Here is a 21,027-nt window from a genome sequence, read left to right on the forward strand (position 1 = left end):
TTTCCGGATGCAAAATTGCTACAATGGTTTCAAAAAAAAATTGACCCGGGTCAACAACTGACTTTGGGAAGATAATTGATAATGAGTATGATAAACGGTTGACAAACAACCTTACCTAAATCCTCTCCGGAGGAGAGGACTTGAAAAACTCCTCTCATTTGGAGAGGGGTTTGGAGCGAGGCTCATCCAATTGCAATATTGATGCGTTAGTTTGTTAGCATGTTTTTTTAGCTTTACTTTTGAGATAAGTATTTAAATGAAAGACACCACCAAAACTTTGAGTTCAGGACCTACATATAAAGCAGCCGGTAAAGTAGCAACCATTATCGAAAGGCATTTCAGGCATTTTCACGCCAAAGCCCTCGCCGATAACGATGAGATAGACCTTGCTCCTACCCCCAGCTGCACCACTATTGAATCACTTATCGATATCTCGTTTTGGGCAAGCTTGCGCCGGGAAGAGGGATTTTCGCCAAAATTCACGCTTGCTTTTTTGCCGCCCGAAGCTGCCGGTCAGCCGTTGTTGTTTGGCGGTAAAATTAAACTCGCGCCTAATATCCTCACCAAATTTGCTTCGGCGGTACAACAGCCGGGCATCCATTTGGGCATTTGGATAGAAGATGATGAACTCTACATCTGGGGGACCACCCTGGCTATCCCGGCTTATTGTTTTGTGCTGGAAGTAATTGAACCCGGATTATTAGTGATCAAACATCGCCGTATAGAGGGCTTTGGCAAATTTGTAAACATAGCCATATTAAAAGGCGACGATATTAAAGTAGTTGACGAGCATGGCTCCAGCATCTCTGATTGCCCTAATGTACTTTCGGCCATGCTTGATTTTACTTTACCATCCCTATGGAACGATCCGGTAAACGTATTAGTTCAGCTGGCTACCTCCATGCAAGCCCACAAACGTGGCGGCATATTATTAGTTGTGCCCTCCGGAAACGAAGAATGGCGCGAATCTATCATTACCCCGATCTCCTACCCCGTCGACCCTCCGTTTTCGGGTCTTACCGATTTGATGATTCACGAAGGGATCGACCGTTACCACACCTCATGGCAGGAAAAAATGCGCCGTGCGGTTGATACCATAGGCGGATTAACCTCGATAGACGGTGCAACGCTAATAAATGATAAACACGAACTGCTGGCGTTCGGTGCCAAAATAGGCCGCGCAGCAAAAAGCTCACCTGTTGAAGAGATCGTAGTGACCGAGCCTATCGTCGGTTGCTCAACCAGGGTGATCCACCCGGCGCAAAACGGCGGTACAAGGCATTTAGCGGCAGCACAGTTTGTTTTTGATCAAAAGGACGCTTTGGCTTTGGTAGCTTCCCAGGATGGCCGGTTCACGGTATTTGCATGGTCGCCGGTTGTAGGCATGGTGCATGCGCATCAGATTGATATATTGTTGTTGTGAGTTAGAGGTTAGTGATTGGAGATTAGAGGTTAGTTACTATCGGTGTGATTTCATCAGGGTTGTCTGAACCTAAATTGGCAGAATAAAAAGGAAAGACGAAAGATAAATTCTATAAATGCGTATAACCCGTCAGACAATCCATGTAATCCTGAAAATCAAAAAAATCCAGGTTCAGACTAATCACAATTCAACAATAAATCGTAATATTTCCGCATCAGTACGGTATCGTAGTTAACCAACGACAGATAAGCTTCTGAAACCAGCTCATTGAGTATAGATGATCCCAGTTGTCCGCCTCCATTTGGGATGGAGTCGTAATAGACAATGATTTCCTTCACCCTTATTATTTCGTACAGTAACTGCTGAACCAAATCCGTCTGAGTACCCGTCTGCATACCAGCCGAATTGCTATTCAGGAAATCTAAAGGATCGTTAGCAGCAGGGGTCATTTTTTTATCAAACAGGATCGGAATTATGGTTTTATCAACTACGTATTAACAGTTAATAAGTTTAAACATCCGCTTTTTGTTTTAAAAAAATAAAAAAAATTAAAACAAAATAGCAAAACCCTCATAAAGAGGGTTTTGCTACTGTATAAAACACTTAATTATTTTGCTTTGGCTCAGGCTTAGGCAATAGAACCTTGCGCGATAGCTTCAGTTTACCTTGCTTATCTACGTCAAGTAGTTTCACCCTTACTTCGTCGCCTATCTGGAAGATGCCATCCATAGTTTCAATACGGCGGTGATCAATTTCAGATATGTGCAGCAAACCATCCTTGCCAGGCATAATTTCAACAAACGCACCGAAAGGCATAATTGATTTTACTTTACCTTCGTAAATTTCACCCACTTCTGGTTTTGAAGCGATAGCGCGGATGCGGCCTAAAGCGGCGTCGATAGATGCTTTGTTATCAGCAAATACCTGAACGATACCCTGGTTGTCTTTTTCCTCGATAGAGATGGTAGCACCAGTTTCGCGTTGCATTTCCTGGATGATTTTACCACCAGGCCCGATAACTGCACCAATAAATTCTTTGTCGATTTTAATGGTAACGATACGCGGAGCGTGTGGTTTGTAGTCGGCACGTGCCTCGGTAATGGTTTTAGCCATTTCGCCAAGGATATGTAAACGGCCGTCTTTAGCCTGGTTTAACGCGTTGGTTAATACTTCGTATGAAAGGCCGTTGATCTTCAGGTCCATCTGTACAGCAACGATACCATTTTTAGTACCGGTTACTTTAAAGTCCATATCACCTAAGTGGTCTTCATCACCAAGGATATCAGAAAGGATAGCATATTTGGTACCCATTTCGTTGGTGATTAACCCCATCGCGATACCTGATACAGGCTCTTTAATTTTAACACCTGCATCCATCAATGCCAGTGTGCCGGCGCAAACTGTAGCCATTGAAGAAGAACCGTTTGATTCCAAAATATCAGAAACTACACGGATAGTGTATGGATTTTCATCTTCAGATGGCAATACTTGTTTCAATGAACGCATAGCCAGGTTACCGTGGCCAATTTCACGGCGGCCGGCACCCCTGTTAGGCCTAACTTCGCCGGTTGAAAAACCAGGGAAATTGTAGTGTAACAAGAATTTTTGGTAACCGTTAATGAACGCACCGTCAATCATTTGCTCGTCATCCTTAGCACCTAAGGTAACGGTAGTTAATGATTGTGTTTCACCGCGGGTAAATATCGCCGAACCGTGAGCAGATGGTAAATAACCAACTTCGCTCCATATCGGGCGGATCTGTGTAGTAGTACGGCCGTCTAAACGCTTGCCTTCGTCTAATACAAGGTTACGGATAGCATCGTATTCTACATCGTGGTAATATTTTTTAGCAAGGCCTTTAGTAATATCATCTATCTCACCTAAGGTTTCGATATAGGCGTCACGCACTTCTTTAAATTTAGCACTCCGCTCTTCTTTTGCAGATGCAGCAGAAGCAATGGCGTAAACCTGATCATAAGTAGCAGCGTAGATAGCTTTTTTCAAGTCCTCATTGCTATGCTCATGGCTGTAAACACGTTTTTCGGTTTTACCAACTTCAATGGTCAGTTCTTTTTGAGCTAAACATTGCAGTTTAATAGCAGTGTGGGCAAACTTGATGGCTTCAACCAATTCAGCTTCCTGAATTTCTTTTGATTCGCCTTCAACCATGTTGATATCGTGCTCGCTGCCTGCAACAATAAATTCTAAAGTCGCATTTTCAAGCTGACTTAAAGTAGGGTTGATTACTAACTGTCCATCAATTTTAGCAACACGTACTTCAGAGATTGGGCCGTTAAAAGGGATATCAGAAACAGCTAAAGCTGCAGAAGCTGCCAAACCGGCTAAAGCATCAGGCATGATGTCTTTATCGGCAGATATCAAGGAGATCATCACTTGTGTATCAGCGTGATAATCTTCAGGGAACAAAGGACGTAAAGCACGGTCAACCAAACGGGAGATCAAAACCTCATAGTCTGATAAACGGGCCTCACGGCGTAAAAAACCACCCGGGATACGGCCTGTTGCAGCGTATTTTTCCTGGTAGTCAACAGATAAAGGCAAGAAGTCAACTCCTTCTTTAGCTTCAGGCGATGATACAACAGTAGCCAGTAACATGGTATCACCCATTTTTACTACTACCGAGCCATCCGCTTGTTTGGCCAGTTTACCTGTTTCGATCTCAATGGTGCGTCCGTCGCCCAGATCAATAACTTTTTTAATTACGTTTAAACTCATCTTTTTTTGTTTGTGATGCACTTTTCATCTTCGGGAGCGCATCGGATTTTATGTGTGTAAATATATGTTGCAAAAGTAAAAAAGCCATCCTAAAATGGGGATGGCTTTTAAATAAAAAAGGAGAGAATTACTTAATGATATCCCTTAGCTGTAAAGCTTTGATGATAGCACGGTACCTTTCAATGTCTTTATTATACAGGTAAGCAAGTAACGCACGACGTTTACCTACTAATTTTTGTAGCGATAATTGAGTTGAAAAATCCTTTTTGTTTTTTTTCAAATGCCCTGTTAAGTGAGCAATACGAGTAGTAAATAAAGCTACCTGACCTTCGGCCGAACCTGTGTCAGCTGCTGATTTACCGTGTTTTGCAAAGATCTCTGCCTTTGCTTCTTTACCTAAATACATTACTTGAATAATATTAAAGCGTTAACTATTTTATTAATTGTGGGTGCAAAGATAGTGATTAATTATGCAAAAGCAAGGGGGCGGATGGATTTGTTTTTGGCGTTTGTTTTAATGGTGAATGGCTGATTGGGTTGGATTAAGTGAGTGGTTATCTTTTCAGGAGTGAACGGCTGGCTGGTTGATTGGGTGAGTGGTTGGTTTATGATGAGATTTATTGATGAGTAGTTAGTTTTTGAAGTGAAGGTGGTTGGGATGAGTTCGATAAGTGCCTATTATAGTCTGAACTCAAATTTTTGGAATTAAATAATTGGCAGAATTCCAGGCAAATTCATAAATTCCTTAATTCGTTCAATTTCGGTTAAGCTATAATAAATTCGAAATCAAAAATCCCGACTCCGAAATCAATTATGGCGTTACCTTCGGCCCGCGCTATACGCTCATACGCCTGCAGGCCTTAAACTCGGGCCGATATCCGCTCCAATCGCTAACGCGATTTATTAAAGACTTAATCCAACCCAATCAACTACTCACCAATCAAGCATCAAAATAACAAATATTCTCCTGCTTTACCGTACTTCTCCAATTGCCTGATACCTGTACTTGAGATGTGTTCAAATTCCATATCGCAAAAAATGGCTGTTACACCGATGTTTTTGCCGCCTAACTCTTGAAGATAGCGGTATTGGTTCAGTTCATATTGCAAATCGGAGCCATTTCTTAATCCGCGGATGATGGTAACCTCGTAATTCAGGGTATCCACAAATTCGGTAAGCAGGCCTTCATAGGTTTCAGTTTGCCTGTATCTTAATATTTCCGGCAATTCGTATGTGGCTTTATCTTTACCCGGATTAACACCACGGGCTATAATCACCTTATCAAAAATCCGCTCGGCCTTTTGGAGTATATTATAATGCCCTTTGTGGAATGGATTAAAGCTCCCCGGATATACTGCTATACGGGGTTTAAAGTTTTCTACATAGGCTATTAAATAATCCAGGGCCGGGTTATCAACACTTTGTCGCAAGCTTTTTAAAACATCCACCCGCTTCTCACCGTAAATCTTATGATCGACAAACTGAAACTCTTTAAAAATCTGTTGCTCATAAATCAGCAGTTTTTCAAATGGCTGTTTTAAGATATTAAGATCGGCTGCGCTGAAAATCTCTGACAATGCCGAGCCCGGCTTGTGATGTTTGGTATCGAGGATAATATCTGTTACGAGAGCTTTGAGCGCTCCATCCCTCGTAAACGTTTCATTAAAATATCTCGCCGAATCCTCTTCGTTTGTGCCGGATCTCGGATCGTAAATAACATCGTGAAAAACCGTAGCCAGCAACAATACATCGTTATCGCCGTAACCCTGTTTTTCCAATTGCTGCCATATATCGTCCAAATGTTCGAGGGTATGGTAAAACCGATGTGGTTCACGATAGCGGTCTAACACAACAAGATCAAGCCCTAATGCCGCCAATCTCTCAGCTTTTTCAATGATTTTCATAAGCGTTAAATTGCAGGTAATTTTACGAAGAGCCTCAAACTATAGTAAACACTATTTATTTAACCAACTGCTCACCGAACCAACTCAATCAACCATTCACCAAACAGCTACTTCCCATCCGTCCAGCTTTTAAAAATAGCAGCCTGCAGCGGATCCGGATTCGGCAGCGGCGTTATCCTAAATGATTTTTCGCGTTTTTTGCCAAGTACTACATCAATATCTTTGGTAACACCATCTTTCAGAATGGTAAACTTCACCACATCACCTTCTTTGCGGCTATCCAGTGCTTTACCCAAAGCTTCCGGATTAGTGGTCTCGCCATTAACCTTCAAAATAACACTGCGCCCACGAATGCCTGCATTCCAGGCGGGTGATTGATAAGCTACCGTGGTAACGCGCATGGAATCCCGCACCTGACGCATGTTTAGCCCGGCCCAGGCATTTGAAACTGTGGCCGTAGCGGTATCTACAGCTAAACCGCCTAAGGCGAAGTACTTTGGATAATCAGGCGGTTTAACGGTGGATGCATATTCAAACACCTCGGTTAAAGGCACGCCAGCCATTTTCTCACATTCATTCCTGAATTCCTGTTCTGTAAAACCGCGGTTCAGCTTTTTGTAATACTTATAATAAAGCAGGTGCATTACATCATCAAGCGTTTTTTTATTTTGCGTTGCATGGCGGATGCTGAAATCAAGCATCAAACCAAGGATCGGCCCTTTATCGTAGTATGAAATGGTTTTATTAAAATCGTCGCCTTGTCTGCCGTTAGGCCCGTCGTCCCAGGTGTTGTAACTGGCCTGTGTTGCCGATTGATACAAATGTCCCGGCTCATTTTCGTAGTTACGCATATTATTCTGAAAATCACCAAACATATCCTCGTTATTCATTAAACCGGCATGCCTGGTGATCATGTACTCATAATAAACAGTAAAGCCCTCTGATACCCAAAGCATAGTGGTATGGTTCTCTTTCGAATAATCAAACGGCCCAAGCTCCACCGGTCGGATGCGTTTAACATTGTAATGGTGAAAATACTCGTGCGCTATAAAGTTGTACAGCTTTTTACGAGCCTCTGGCGTGTTAAATCCTTCGCCACCGCTAAAGCTTAACGATGTTGAGTTTAAGTGTTCGATACCGCCGCCGCCAGCGCCTATTGATAGAAATGTATAGTGTGTATAGGGAATTTCGCCTATGATGTTGCTGCCGGTCACTACTATCTTTTTCAGGTCGTCCATAAACGCCTGCCTATCAAAAGCAGGCAACTTATAACCGATAAAGTTGTGTGGTTTATTCTGTACGCTGAAAGGCGGCAAAACTTCCAGTTCGCCCATTAAAAACGGGCTGTCATAAAGCACGTCAAAATCGGCAGCTTTGTAAACATGGTATTGTCCCTTCAGGGTATCCAGCCCGGTTGCTACCAGATCGCTCCATTTGCTGTAAGGCTTCATTTGGATGGTGACCGGATGGCGTAATTCCTGGTCGAGGTACATGAACAAGCCTCCGGGGGTAATGTAGCCTCTTGTTTCGTCAAGGTAAACGTTGCCCACAAACGGCACAACAGCTTTAACATCGTATGAGATCTTTACATCTCCAGCCGAGGGGTTAATAACCTTCCAGATATCCTTAGTAGGCTTATCAAATTTAAGCGAATTGCCTTTTGCATCGGCAACAGTAAAATTTTGTACAGCCCCGGCAAAATTAATTAGCTGGTAATATCCCGGTGTCCAAACGCACATCTTAAAATCAAGCGTTTTGAGGTGGGTTTTATTGGTCAACTCAACATGATACAAATGGTCGGCCGCCTTTTCCATCGACACCGAATATTGCATATTAACAGGTTGCTGGGCCCAAACGCCGGCACAAAAAAACAGGCAAAATGACAGGGTTAAATTAGATAGTGATTTCATTATCTGCTTGGGTTTTGCCGAATATAATAAACAGCGATTTATTTATTTCACCAATCACCGGAAATTAGCCCGAAAAACGCCTGTATTTATCCACTGGGGATAAATTTTACCAGATGTTTTAACTTAAAAAAACAGGCCACGATCAGCTTATTTTCCGAATAAACTACTCCTTCGGCAGCCCATCTTCAAACCCACAATCGCCACTGCTTGCAGCTATATCCAGGTTCCAGGCCGAAGTTAGGAAATAAGGCGCTGTACCATCGGCATTCTTAGTGCTATAGGTACACTTGATCACCCTGCTTTCGCCCGGTGCCAGTGAGATATAGTTGTCGCTGAAGATCACAGGTAAAATATCGTCGCCACCTTGCCCTTTCAAAGCGCGCAGATGTACAAAAAACGCAACTGCACTGCCTGTATTTTTGATAGTTACCATATGCGAAGTACTGTCCCCTTCGAATTTGCCGGCTTGGGTAACAATTAATTTGGTTTTGGATAAAGATTGCAGGGCCGAATAATCCGCATAAGCCGATTGTGGTGTGGTAAACCAGTTTGACTTTTTCCAGTTGAGCTCATCGCTTTTTTTGGAGAGCCAATACCAGTTGATGCTTTTAGTTTCGCCGTTTTTATCGCTTAGCTCAAGGCGCAACAGGTAAGTATCCGTTAAACCGGTAATGGCGGGCAGGGCGAATAATCTTTTTGATGCATCGGCACCTATATCGGCAGTAGTGGTTTTACTAAATTTATTTGCCCCATCGAGGTTATAAACATCAGCCTTAACTCTTAAACCAGTAACGGTTTTTAAATAGGAGTTGATAATTGCTACCTCATTAGTTTTGTAAGAATACAGCACATGCAGCGGCTCCATCGCCTTTTTCATGCCAAAGTAAGTACCGGCCGGATACAGGTAATAATCATATGTATGCCAGATAATGCCTGGCCACGGATTGCTCAGCATCCATTGAACTACACCCGTGGCCGTTTGATATTTATTTAACCCGTAGGCTTCCATCATGGCACGGTGGGCCTCGTAGTTTTGTGCCTGAGCTTTGGCTACATAATTTTTAATGGATGCAGTTTCGCCGTAACGGCCGTAAAGCGCTTTGGCGAATACCTTTGTGGTGCCAAATGAGCCTGTACCGCAATGATAGTTCCAGGCGGCCGAGGTCACGTTCAGCGAATCTTTAGGGATAAATTTCACCAGGCTTTCATACGGCGGGATTGACGGGCCGGGCGAAATCTCGGTAGCAAAACTGTAAGTACCGCCATACTTTTTGGCGGCATCGGTTTCCCAATAAATAGGCGGCACCCACTCATAGGGGCCGGCCATTTTCACACCGCTATAGCCCGATACCTTTGATTTACTTTCATTAGCGGTTGCTAATAAAGGGTTAGGCCATTTTAACTGCTTTTCAATCTTCAGGTAATCGCGCTCAACCGAGGTATCTGTCGGTGGCATATCGCTGCCATTGAGCCATACAAACAAGCTGGCCTTGTTGCGCAGCCAGTACATCACACTACTGTCTGATGCCATGGCAACTTTTCGTTCTGCCGCATCCCATTTTTCGGGATGTTGCCAGGTGCCGCAGCACATCCAGCCGTTCATCACCATCAGGCCGTATTTATCGCACAGATCGTAAAAATTATCGTCTTCCATTTTACCTTCGGAGCGTACAATGTTCATGTTCATATCGCGCACCAGGCGGATCTCCTGCTCCTGCCTTTCGGGCGACCGGCGCTGGAAAATATCAGGCGACCAGGCCGCGCCCCTTAACATAATAGGCTTGCCATTCACAATAAACTCCCGCGACTGGTTATTGTCAATAATCCTGGATGTAAACTGCCTGATCCCAAAGTTCTCGCTCACCGAGTTGCTCAGCTTTCTATTAACCACAGCCGATACTTCAATGCGGTTGAGATTTGGCTTACCATATTGCCAGGGCCACCAGATGGACGGATCTTTGATATTAAGCTGCTTAAACTCCGAAGGTGAAAAGTTTACATTCTTCGACTCGTTAGCCAGCAGGTGTACTTTTTTTTCGAAGGATATATTTTCATTGATCCTGCCTTTGATCACCGCATCCTGTGGTTTATTGGTATAGTTGGTCACCTGGGCATCTACTGTTAAATGGGCTACCGCAAGCGAAGGCAGATCAAAATCTGTTGTAACCAATGGAAACTTCACACCTACTTTATTGTAAGTTCTCACTTCAACGTTATTGATGATTCCACCATTATAATCCTGCGGATAGGGAATCCAGTCGGCATAATCAATGGCAAGGTCACCATCACGTTTGTTTGGGGTAAAAGGCCTAAGCACTTCAATAGCTAAAGTGTTGGTGCCGCTATAGTTGATATTTTTGGTGAGGTCAAGATCAATGATGCGATATGGGCCCTTAACTTTTGTTGAATCGGCTATTTTAAGTCCGTTGAACCAAACGTTGGCTTTATAGTTGATGCCATGTAAACGAAGGATCACGTTTTTGCCATTTTCGGCAACAGGCAGGGTAAACTCCTTCCTGAACCACCATGGTTTATCCAACTTCGGATCTGCCAGTTTTTCAAGGTTCCTGCCCATAAACGGATCGAAATTATATACGTGATTGACCAGTAAGCCAGCTAAAATGGTTGATGGCACGCTTACTTTATACCAGCCTTGGGTATCAAATTTTTCTTTCGAAATCTCCGTAGCGGCGGCGGGCACTGTAACTGTCGATTGCATCTGCCAGTCATCCTTCAACAGTAAGTTAAAATTCTCCTGCCGCTCCTGCGCAAATGCCCTTGTACTGAGCAGGGCTATTACCGACATTACTAATATTTTTTTCATGATAGATTAACTTTACTTCTGATTATCGTAATACAAAGCGGCCGCACCAATGATACCGCTGTTTTGCAGTTCCGAGATCTCGATTTTTATACGTTCAAGCGTTTTTGAGTAGGCAAAAGTTTTCACCTGCGGCCACATGGTATCTTTAAAATATTCAAAGGCCTGGCTTACCGATCCGCCTAAAATAATCAGTTCGGGGTCATAGGCATACATGATCATTTTTATTGCATTCCCCACATGGTTTCCTAATTCGGCATACAGCTCCAATGCCCTCTCTTTGCCGGCCTGTGCATCTTCAAATACCTGTACGCCATCCAATCCGTATACATTACTAAAAAATGAACCGCTGCAATAATACTCCAGGATGTTATCGATATAAGGAAAAAGACCTATCTCACCGGCACCGCAATTGTGACCTGCGTATAGTTTGCCATTGGTGATAATGCCGGTGCCAAGCCCGGTGCCCAGGGTCACGCCAACCATGCTGTCAGTATCTTTTCCCTTTCCAAAATATAACTCGCCTACGGCAAAACAATTGGCGTCATTATTTACATATACCGGGATGTTGTATCGCTCCTGCATCAGTTTTTTCAGGTGCACTTCCTTCCATGAGGGAATATATTGCACATCATAAACAATACCTTCGGCTACATCAACCACGCTGGGCACGCCTATACCTATGGCGCTGGCCTTATCGTTTTGCAGCAGGGCATCAACAACAGTATAAATATCGTTCAGCACATCTTCTACACTGCCGTCGCTTTTTATCCGTTGAGATATGATATTACCGATGGTGTTATTATTAACAACCGCTCCGCGGATATTGGTAGCACCCAGATCAATACCTATAACTTTTATATTGCTCATTTATATATTATGCTTTATTATCAAAAATAGTTTTGTTGGTAACCAGTGGCTTAGCCCAAAAACCGATGCTAAGCATGTAGCCAAATGTAATGTACAGGAAAAACATCCCCTGTCTTAAGCCAAACAGGCTGCCCAAGCCTCCTATCAGGAGCTGAACCACCGCGCCGCCAATAATACCGGTAACCAGGATCCCGGCAAATGAACCGTGGTCTTCAGCTATCGAACTCAATGCCAGCGAGAATATAATGGGATACATTACCGACATGAAGAAGCCAACTATTGAAAATGAATACAATGATGTTTGAGCGCTGCCGAACAAGCTAAGCGTGAGGAAAATGAGTGCCAAAATGGTAAAGATCACCAGCAGCTTGCGGCTATCCATCAGTTTAAGTAAAAACAAGCCTAAAATGCCGCCGGCGGTCATCAATCCCCAGAAATAGGCTACCGCGCTGGCACCCGTGGTTTGCGGATCAAACTTGTGGTAAATAAGTAAAAATTGCGACATCCAGTAGGATACGCCCTGCTCGCTGCCCACATAACAAAACAAAGCTATAAAGTAAGCTATAACAACGGGCTTTTTAAAAAGGTCGACGTGGGTTTTCCATGGCCCGGCTTTTTCATCGCTGGCCAGTTCAACCTTCGGAAATTTAGATATCAGCATGATCACCAACATACCTAAACAAATAACCGCAAACAGCCAGTACAACGAGATCCAGGGCATGGCTGTGGGTACGTGCGCCTCAAGCAAAGGGAAAATACCCCCCTTGCTGCTCCCCATGTTTTTAACCATGTATGAATAAACCAGCGGACTAACAAAGGATGCCCCGCCAAATATGAGCTGTGCCAATACTGAAGTAAAAGCGTAATTTTCCTCCCCGCCTGATGTGCGGAGCAACGGATTAATCACCACCTGCAGCATAGCCATACCGCAGCCAATTAAAAACAAGGATATAATGGCAGTAAGATAATTAGGATAAACAGCCAATAGTAAAGAGCCAAAGAACGCTACCACAAAAGCAGCAACCATAATGGTTTTTTCATTATACTTTTGAACCAGCATGCTCGATGGAATTGACATAACACCATAGGCAATAAAAAATGCAAAGGGCAATACTCCTGCCATTACATCGCTCAACTTGAAATCCTTAATAAACTCGGGAGATAACGGCCCGATGATATTGGTTAAAAACGAAATAACAAAAAACGTAAGCATGATCAGCGTTACGATATAGTAGTTTTTCTTCATTAACTGGAGGGTTATGGTTTTTGGTTCGGTATAACCTAAATATCGTTAAAAATCTTTTGATGGAATAATTTCATAAAAACTTATTTAAATTGTTACACTTCCTTTCTAAAACATTTTAAAAAGTTTAAAAGCAATCGATCTAAATCTCTTTCGGAATATCTTGTTAACTTAATTCAATCAAAACATTTAGAGTACATGAATGTGTTAATGGAACAAATACCTGCTATATGACCCCAAAAAAAGAAAAAGAGCTTACTTATATCGAAAAAGTATGGCACACTGTTGCTATTGTTGCCTTATTGGTTGTAGTGATACTGATAGCCCGGGTGGCTTTTAACGTACTGCTCATGGTACTTTCAGGCGCACTGATCGCGACTTATTTTCATGGCCTTGGCGACCTGATAGAGCGCAACACTAAAATGCCCAGACGGTATGCCATGATCATATCTGTAGTTGGTTCATTTTTAATTGTAGCCGGCTTGTTTTATTTAATGGGCACAACCATACAGCACCAGATAACTTTACTTAAAGATACGCTTCCGCATACGGTTAATAATTTTAAGGCTAAGCTGGCTTCAAACCCAACAGGGCAGCAAATACTTGATTATTTTTCGGGCGATAATGATCCCGATAAAGTTGTGGTTACGGTACAGCACTTTTTCAGCACCAGCTTTGGCGTGCTGGGTGATATTTATATCATCCTGTTCCTGAGTATTTTTTTTACTACCAATCCCGATGTTTATAAAAACGGCATTTTAATGCTCCTATCAGATCAAAAAAAACCTTTGGGACAGGATATTATGGACAGGATCAGTCTTTCATTAAAAGGCTGGCTTAAAGGGATGCTGCTCTCTATGGTATTATTGGGCTTGCTGCTTACCACAGGCTTAAGCATTATGGGAATTCCGGCGGCATTGATATTAGCCTTATTTGCAGGCATGTTAAAGATCATCCCTAACCTGGGCTCGGTTATAGCCATGATACCGGGTGTATTACTTGCCCTTACCGTGGGCACAAATACAGCTATTATAGTTGCGCTCATTTATGTAATATCGCAAACCGTAGTAAGCAATATCGTAGTGCCTATAGTACAAAACCGTATGATCAACCTGCCTCCTGCACTTACCATCATCAGCCAGGTGGTTATGGGAACGCTTTCGGGGGTACTGGGTATCATATTGGCAGTTCCTATTGTGGCCATCATTGTGATTTTGGTTGATGAATTGTATGTTAAAAAACTTGGCGATGCCGAGGTAATAGCGCATTAAGGAATATGCCCTCATCAAAAAAATCGATATATAGCGCACTTATTGCCAACCTGCTCATAGCAGTAACCAAATTTATAGCGGGCGTTATAGGCCGAAGCGGGTCTATGATCTCCGAGGGGATTCACTCGGTAGTGGATACTGCTAACGAATTGCTACTATTGCTTGGTCTGCACCGGGCACGCAAAGAGCCCGATAAAACCCACCCTTTTGGCTACGGTAAGGAGCTGTACTTCTGGTCGTTCATTGTATCTATCATGATATTTGGACTGGGCGGAGGGTTATCCATTTACCAAGGCATACTACATATCCGCGAACCCAAACCCCTTGGCGATCCTACGATGAGTTATATCGTTTTGGGATTATCCGTCATATTTGAAGGCTCATCGCTCATCATCGCCCTGAGAGAATTTAACGCCATAAGGGGCGATCAAACCTGGTGGGACGCCGTAGTTAAAAGCAAAGACCCTTCAACCTTTTTAGTGATGTTTGAGGATAGTGCAGCCGTTGCAGGGCTTTTTATTGTTGGCATTTGCATGTTCCTGAACCATCGTTACCACATTCCCGTGCTTGACGGTATAGCATCATTATTGGTTGGATTGATATTGGTTGGTGTTTCGGCCATATTAGCCCGGGAGAGCAGGAGTTTGCTTATGGGCGAGGGTATTTCGTCTGAATCGAGGACTAAGATAAGCACCCTCGTTGAACAGGACAATGCTGTTTTAAAGGTGATGCACATGCTGTCAACTTATCAATCGCCCGATGAAATTATTTTGATGCTGATAGTAGCTTTTAAAGATGATCTGAATACCGAACAAATCAACGAAGCTATAGGCCGGATCCGGGATTGTATTAAGCAGGAGTTTAGTTTGGTGCGCTTTGTGTTGGTACAACCCGAAACATTTTCGGCAGAAATTACTGAAACAGGCAGCGTACTTTAATTGTATATTAGCTATTGATAACAAACACCTATCTCATGGAAGAACAAAAATTTCATTACGCAACGGTAACCGAAGCTATAACCAAATTAAAAGAACAGGGCTATACCCATGAATTTAGCCTGGAAGGTGACCATCTTAAGGCAGGCGCGGAAAACTTCCCGGTAAAAGAATTTGAAATAGTCGATCTATACCGCTACGAAGGCCCCTCCGACCCTGCCGATGAGGCTATTGTTTACGCCCTTGCTTCAGCAGACGGTGTTAAAGGCACATTGGTAACGGGCTATGGGATCTCGACAGATGAGGCTACTATCGAAACGCTAAAGAATTTACATTATAAGTATCAGCAGGGCCGGCAATAGTCTGGCCCCTTAACCATACCAGCCTCGCTTCCAACGCACATTTCGGCCTTAGCTTTAAAGGAAGGCAGCCATCGGGGATAGTAAATTGACCGAAAGAAAAGAGGATTATTTTAAATACTCTTCGTAATACTTGTTTATCAGCACCTGCTCATGAAATGTCGTTCGGATAATTTCGCGGCCATGCTTACGGATGTGATCTAATTTTTGCTTTCCAAAGTGGGCTTCGTTCAGTTTTTCGATAATGCTGTCGGTATCTAATGTACAGACCCAACCCAGGTTATTTTCGCCAACAAAATCAGAAAGACCTACATTTTCGGAAACTAAAACAGCTGTACCCATATGCAATGATTCAACCACCACATTCGCGAAGTTTTCATTAAAGGAGGTGAGGACACACAGATCAGACTGGTTAAGCCGTTCAAATTTCTCATCCCGGTTCACCCAGCCTATCCAGTCAATTTTTGAAGCTATATTTAACTCATCCGCAAGTTGTTTCAATTGCTGTACGTATGCTTCTTCGCCATCGCCGGCAATAACAAGTTTCAGATTAAAAGAGAGTTTGCTTATAGCAGTAAACAGTTTTTCAAGTCCTTTTTTATGATGAATGCGCGACATAAAAACAACCGTGAAACACTCATTGCGGGGTTCCTTTATTTCGATATCAGGTAATGATAAAATATTGGGTAATACAAAGCCCTGCCAGCCCGGAATCAACTTTCTGCATTCCATATATTCGGATTGTGCGGTAGTGTGCAGCACACATTTCTTTAATATTTTACGGCCGCCTAATTTATGGATCAATTTTTTGTAGCTGCTGTTCCCGCTTTCAAATACGTACCCGCTTAGCATGCCGCGGGGCGCCAAAATAACCTTGGCTTTACTGAACAAGGCGAGCCGTGCAGCAATTACGTTTAAAATACTCCACCACGAATGAATATGGATCACATCATAGTGGTTGGCAGTTTTAACAAGCCTGCGCCATAATGCCGGACTAACGTGTGTATGATCACCGGTGATCCGTTTAAAATAAATTACATTAACCCCTTCCACATTTGTTATAGTGCCGGGTATTACATCCAGTTCGGTTTTACCGTTGGCTGTAGTGGTATAAACGTCAACAACATGCCCATTAGCTGCTAATCCCTCGCATAGCCGCGATACAGATTCAGTTGGACCTCCGTAGCCGTAAGCGGGTTTATAAGCAGGTATAATGTGCAGTATTTTCATAAAACATCATTAGCAATATGAGAATGCAAATATGCATCCCGCTGAGGGATTATTTAGCCTGCTGCAATTTTAAACCTAAAATTATCGAGGTATAAACGGACCAGGCAAATCCCGAAGGAAACCAACGGTACTAACTCATAAAGATTATCTGCGCTGCGCTCCCCGCCGGTACGAAGCAAAAATAAAAAATGTTTAAACGCCGCAACTCAATTAAAAAGAAGCAGGGTTAAACATTTTTTGCCAGATCTTAATATTTTAACCGGCAACTTTGGTTTGGCCGGGTTTAAAATTAACATCGTATAATACCATACTATCTTCTATCACCTGATGGCCGTAACTTACCCCCATCCAGCGTTCAACAGTTACATTTTTACCTTCCAAAACCTTGTAATCTTTAAAAAAGCACTCAATCTCTTTAATAGTATGCGGCGGTAACTCGCTTAAATCATTTATATAATTAACCGACATATCATTATTGGCAACAGCGATAATTTTATCATCCTGCTGGCCATTATCAATCATATGCATTACCCCAATCACTTTCGCTTCAATAATAGACATCGGAAAAACATCAACAGAGCATATAACTAAAATGTCAAGCGGATCCTCGTCATCGCAATAGGTTTGAGGGATAAATCCATAATTGGCCGGATACATTACAGAAGAAAAAAGCACACGGTCTAATTTTAAAAGTCCGGATTCTTTATCAATCTCATATTTAGCTTTTGAGCCCTTGGGAATTTCAATAACGGCGTTTACAACATAGGGAATTTTAGGCCCGGTTGAAACTTCATGCCATGGATGCTGTGTATTCATTGGTAGTAATTCAATATTTTGGTTATTTTTTTATGAAAGTACCAACAATTTACCGATTCGATTAAAATATTTTCATTTTATTTCAATTCACTTTATTACCCAAATGCATCAAGAGCTTGTTACCGTTCAGTTTCAAGGGTTTACGGCTTTTATAAAAACGCAGGCGCTATGCATGCTTTTGGTACAAACCACTACTGCAAACTAACATAATAAACCAGCAATCAATAAACCACAAAGGCAGGCTACGGGTTTAACTCAGTGATCTGCCAATGTAAAAGTATATGGTTATAAACCATTTTTTATCCATTAACCGTTATTTAATGATCAACAACCAGCCTTTACCTTTTTCAACCGGGATCCTGTCGTTCAGGCCAAATGTTTTGCCCGGCTGATAGCTTTTAATTTCCGGAGCAGTAATAGTTGCTTTTGCCGGGTCAATGCCTAATTTTTTCCAGTCGATATTTAACTGAAAATCAGTATCGGCATCTTCCCAACTGGCAACGGCCACCATGGCGGCACCATTCTTTTTGTAAACGGTTGCCATAATTTTGGCTTTATCTGTTTTCACCGGATTATCGTCAACCCAGTAACCAATCATTTTTGTGCCTTTCATACCGAAATTATCCCAGGCTTTCCAGATCGGGCGCGGATCGGCACCGTCGCTCCATGGCATACGGTTAGTCATGCCGTAAACCATGCCACGCCATTTATTGCCTCCGCCCTGCAGCATCTCGCCCATTAAACCAAACGGAATACCACTCACTTCAGTCAGGAAGAAATCAGGATCATTTTTTTCATAGTCGAAGTATTCACCAAACCATAAACGGTTCAGATAAGGAAAATGCTCCATGTACAGGTTGGCGCTGTTGTTAAAACCGTCGCTTTTGTTGTACTGGTTAGCCGAGTGTAAGTCAATAATGCCGGGATGACCATCTTTGGTTAACACACGTTTGATACGTTTCATGGTAACGCGGTCAAAAGCCACGTCATCAAGGTAAATACCGTCGATACCTACGTTTTGGGTTAACCAGTTCATACCTTCCACGTAGTAATTATGCCAGCGGTTCATGCCGCTGTTAATAATAGCGGCATCCTTGATTTCAGGTACAAACCAGGCGGCAATATAGTCATCGCCCACATGCTCCTGTAACCAGCTAAAACCTCCACCCTTACCCGGCGAATAGATCTCATGGCCTAAACTGCGCAACGCAAAAGTTTCATAGGCATGGTTTGATAGCTCGCGGATGGTATTGTAGATTTTCACCTTTAACCCGGCGGCATGGGCCGAGTCATCATAGGCCTTCATTTTTTGCCATGCAATAAACGGGTAGTTAATAGTTGGGTTTATTGCCGTTGCGTGGTGAATATTGATAAGCGTTGCTCCAGCTTTTTTTATAGTATCAATAGGTTTGTACGCGTGATAAAATCTTGTAGCCCACTGAAAATCGGTATTGATGGTATGGAAAGGCGTTATCAATAAAGTAAAGTTATAATAAAGCTCATCGCCTTTTTTCAGGTCGCGCTCGCCGCTGTAATTATTGGCCAATACCGCTTTACCGTCAAATGCCACTTTAATACCACCTTTGTTATCGTTACCCCATGAAGTTGGTAACAACAAAGGCTTTTGCAAATAGAAATTAGTATTCAATGGACGGACATATTTCTCATCCCTTAATGAATATTGTAAGCCGCCGTTCACATTACCTATCCAGGCACCATCCTGATTTTTGTGCGCAACATCCCATTTCCACTCAAAGTTTTCGAGACGATAACTTCCTTTTTGACCAAGACCTATCATGTATTTGGCAAAATCCTTTTTAAAAGGGATATGCATGGTGATATCCTTCAGACTAACATCCTGTAAGGCTTTCACTTTTACGGTATAAGCCATAAAACCATCAAACTCCAATGAGGCAGTTACATCCATTTGTAAACTATCATTGGCGCTTATAGCAGTCCATTGCACTGTGCCGGCTTCTTTTTTGATGAACTGTACGCCCTGGCTTTTCAGGTTTATCTTTTTTCCGGCGGCGTCGATAAAATGAAAGTGAATACCCTCAGTAAGCAGGTTATTGGGTGTTGCCGCGTACTCCGTCATCTCCGGGGTAAAGTAAGTCTGGATCTGTTTTGGAAAACCATCTTTATTCACCTCTACTTTACGACCAAGCAGGCTAATAGTATTGCCGCTTATTTCAAGCGGTGTATATGGCGCAATGATCGTATTTTGTTGTGCCATGGTTGAGTTTAACCAGCCCAGGCGGGTCATTTTATAAGGCTCGCTTACACCGCCATCTTTCGATATTTTGCTATTTACTTTAACCGACAAAACAATTGTTTTTTCGGGTTTACCGTTGATGCTGATGGTAGCTTTGCCGGTATAAACCGAAGGTAATACAGCCATAGATACATCTACCCCACACCATAATGCCTGGATCTCCCCTTTGGCTACGTTTACAACCTTAGTAAGCGGTTTGGCATCATAAGTAGTGCCCCCGGTATTGATACAAAATAGTGCCGAAGCCGGGATTACCTTACCAGTAGCCGATTTAAGGTCATTGAATGTTACCTGTACATTTTCAATATTTTGTAACGCGTAAATCCCCAATTGAAATGCAAAGTTTTCGCCGCGGGCGGCCTCACCGCTGTATTTACTCTGCGGACCAATCTCTATCCAGCGTTGCGGTAAATCTTTGGTCATGCGGATGGAGTTCATCCTGTCTTCAGGAAAAATTAAAAATGGTTCAGTTTTATGCTTGTTCACCAACTCCTCGGTTTCTGCCCGGGTGGCTATCACCTCCATCGGGTAAAAGCTATTAAAAGCATCGATAGACTGATACTCTTTTACCGAAGCTACAGGCGCCTTGCCGCTTACTGCGTTAAGCCACTCAGTCGAAGCTGTATTTTCGGGTTTAAGATAAACGCCTTTAGGATAGTTTGAGCGCCCCTCATTTTTATAAGGCATGTAATACACAAAGTAAGTGCCCTTACCCGATGTCGGCTCAAAATACATCTCGCCACTTTCACGGTTTACTGCTCCGATTTTTACGTTGGTAATCTTTTGTTTGGTTTTAGCATCCTGAATAATGATCCGCTTATTTTCGGGCTCGTTATCCCTGCGTCTCCAATTGATCACTGCTTTAGCCACTTTACCTGTGCCATTAAAGGTCAACACCACACGATGGTTACCCAATGAATCGGCCAGCCAGCATTTATCGCAATTAGTATAAGGCACTTTTTGTGCCGAAGCAGCAAGGCCCGCTAAAAGGAAAGTGAAAGCTAAAAATTGTTTTTTCATGAAATAAATTTAGTCAGTCTTTTTATAATGTTGTTCAGGAATTATAATTCCCGAAACCGCCGCCGCTCGGCTGCTGCCCATAGCCCTTAACTTAAGGTGAAACCTCGCCGCCGCTCGGCTCCAGCCGAGTGGCAACTATTTTGCGGCCTCCGGCCGCCTTGTACAGGCCGGAGACCTGGTAATAGCGGTCACTCGGCTGGAGCCGAGCGACGGC

15 protein-coding genes are annotated in these 21,027 nt (G+C 43.0%); 4 read left to right on the plus strand and 11 right to left on the minus strand.

Translation table 11 applies throughout. The features are described from left to right. Positions 1-256 precede the first annotated feature (256 nt). The gene (locus tag ACEN82_RS14560; RefSeq protein ID WP_090524769.1) at positions 257-1,423 is read left to right on the plus strand and encodes a putative sensor domain DACNV-containing protein; all 1,167 of its coding nucleotides are present in this window, start codon (positions 257-259) and stop codon (positions 1,421-1,423) included. Positions 1,424-1,599: 176 nt separating this feature from the next. Here the strand turns inward: ACEN82_RS14560 and ACEN82_RS14565 are convergent, their stop codons facing one another. The 8 genes from ACEN82_RS14565 to ACEN82_RS14600 all read right to left on the minus strand — a co-directional run bounded on the left by ACEN82_RS14565 (position 1,600) and on the right by ACEN82_RS14600 (position 12,910). Beyond that, positions 1,600-1,872: a hypothetical protein gene (locus tag ACEN82_RS14565; protein ID WP_413317569.1), complete on the minus strand. Its 273-nt coding sequence runs from the start codon at positions 1,870-1,872 to the stop codon at positions 1,600-1,602. Positions 1,873-2,026: 154 nt separating this feature from the next. Continuing rightward, entirely contained in the window at positions 2,027-4,159 is a 2,133-nt protein-coding gene (gene pnp / locus ACEN82_RS14570) for a polyribonucleotide nucleotidyltransferase (protein WP_354482072.1), read from the minus strand. A 127-nt stretch (positions 4,160-4,286) separates the two neighbouring features. Then, on the minus strand, positions 4,287-4,565 hold the full coding sequence (gene rpsO, locus ACEN82_RS14575) for a 30S ribosomal protein S15 (protein ID WP_090524765.1): 279 nt from the start codon (positions 4,563-4,565) through the stop codon (positions 4,287-4,289). A 541-nt stretch (positions 4,566-5,106) separates the two neighbouring features. Then, positions 5,107-6,063: an adenylyltransferase/cytidyltransferase family protein gene (locus ACEN82_RS14580; RefSeq protein WP_413317572.1), complete on the minus strand. Its 957-nt coding sequence runs from the start codon at positions 6,061-6,063 to the stop codon at positions 5,107-5,109. Between the two features lie 107 nt (positions 6,064-6,170). Then, positions 6,171-7,973, minus strand: a complete 1,803-nt coding sequence (locus tag ACEN82_RS14585; RefSeq protein ID WP_413317574.1) for a M61 family metallopeptidase — start codon at positions 7,971-7,973, stop codon at positions 6,171-6,173. Between the two features lie 163 nt (positions 7,974-8,136). After that, positions 8,137-10,797, minus strand: a complete 2,661-nt coding sequence (locus tag ACEN82_RS14590) for a glycoside hydrolase family 2 protein (RefSeq protein ID WP_413317576.1) — start codon at positions 10,795-10,797, stop codon at positions 8,137-8,139. Positions 10,798-10,809: 12 nt separating this feature from the next. Further along, positions 10,810-11,664, minus strand: a complete 855-nt coding sequence (locus ACEN82_RS14595) for an ROK family protein (protein ID WP_413317578.1) — start codon at positions 11,662-11,664, stop codon at positions 10,810-10,812. 7 nt (positions 11,665-11,671) lie between these two features. After that, the gene (locus tag ACEN82_RS14600) at positions 11,672-12,910 is read right to left on the minus strand and encodes an MFS transporter (RefSeq protein WP_413317580.1); all 1,239 of its coding nucleotides are present in this window, start codon (positions 12,908-12,910) and stop codon (positions 11,672-11,674) included. A 227-nt stretch (positions 12,911-13,137) separates the two neighbouring features. Between ACEN82_RS14600 and ACEN82_RS14605 the strand changes: the two genes are divergently transcribed. Genes ACEN82_RS14605 through ACEN82_RS14615 form a run of 3 tightly spaced genes read left to right on the plus strand, consistent with a single transcriptional unit; the run spans position 13,138 to position 15,475 of the window. Beyond that, positions 13,138-14,178, plus strand: coding sequence for an AI-2E family transporter (locus ACEN82_RS14605; protein WP_373614154.1), 1,041 nt, complete (start codon positions 13,138-13,140; stop codon positions 14,176-14,178). A gap of 5 nt (positions 14,179-14,183) precedes the next feature. Further along, a complete protein-coding gene (locus ACEN82_RS14610) occupies positions 14,184-15,116 on the plus strand; it encodes a cation diffusion facilitator family transporter (RefSeq protein ID WP_413317582.1) in 933 nt (310 codons plus the stop codon). A gap of 35 nt (positions 15,117-15,151) precedes the next feature. Then, the gene (locus tag ACEN82_RS14615; RefSeq protein ID WP_413317584.1) at positions 15,152-15,475 is read left to right on the plus strand and encodes a phosphoribosylpyrophosphate synthetase; all 324 of its coding nucleotides are present in this window, start codon (positions 15,152-15,154) and stop codon (positions 15,473-15,475) included. Between the two features lie 105 nt (positions 15,476-15,580). Here ACEN82_RS14615 and ACEN82_RS14620 read toward each other — a convergent pair whose 3' ends face one another. The 3 genes from ACEN82_RS14620 to ACEN82_RS14630 all read right to left on the minus strand — a co-directional run bounded on the left by ACEN82_RS14620 (position 15,581) and on the right by ACEN82_RS14630 (position 20,813). Further along, positions 15,581-16,702 (minus strand): XrtY-associated glycosyltransferase XYAG1, encoded by a 1,122-nt coding sequence (locus ACEN82_RS14620; RefSeq protein WP_413317586.1) that lies wholly within the window; start codon positions 16,700-16,702, stop codon positions 15,581-15,583. A gap of 255 nt (positions 16,703-16,957) precedes the next feature. Beyond that, positions 16,958-17,518 carry an inorganic diphosphatase gene (locus ACEN82_RS14625; RefSeq protein WP_413317588.1) on the minus strand — a complete coding sequence of 187 codons (561 nt, stop codon included), beginning with the start codon at positions 17,516-17,518 and terminating at the stop codon, positions 16,958-16,960. Between the two features lie 313 nt (positions 17,519-17,831). Further along, a complete protein-coding gene (locus ACEN82_RS14630; protein WP_413317590.1) occupies positions 17,832-20,813 on the minus strand; it encodes a glycoside hydrolase domain-containing protein in 2,982 nt (993 codons plus the stop codon). Positions 20,814-21,027 lie beyond the last annotated feature (214 nt).

This window comes from Mucilaginibacter sp. Mucisp73, from assembly GCF_059491465.1.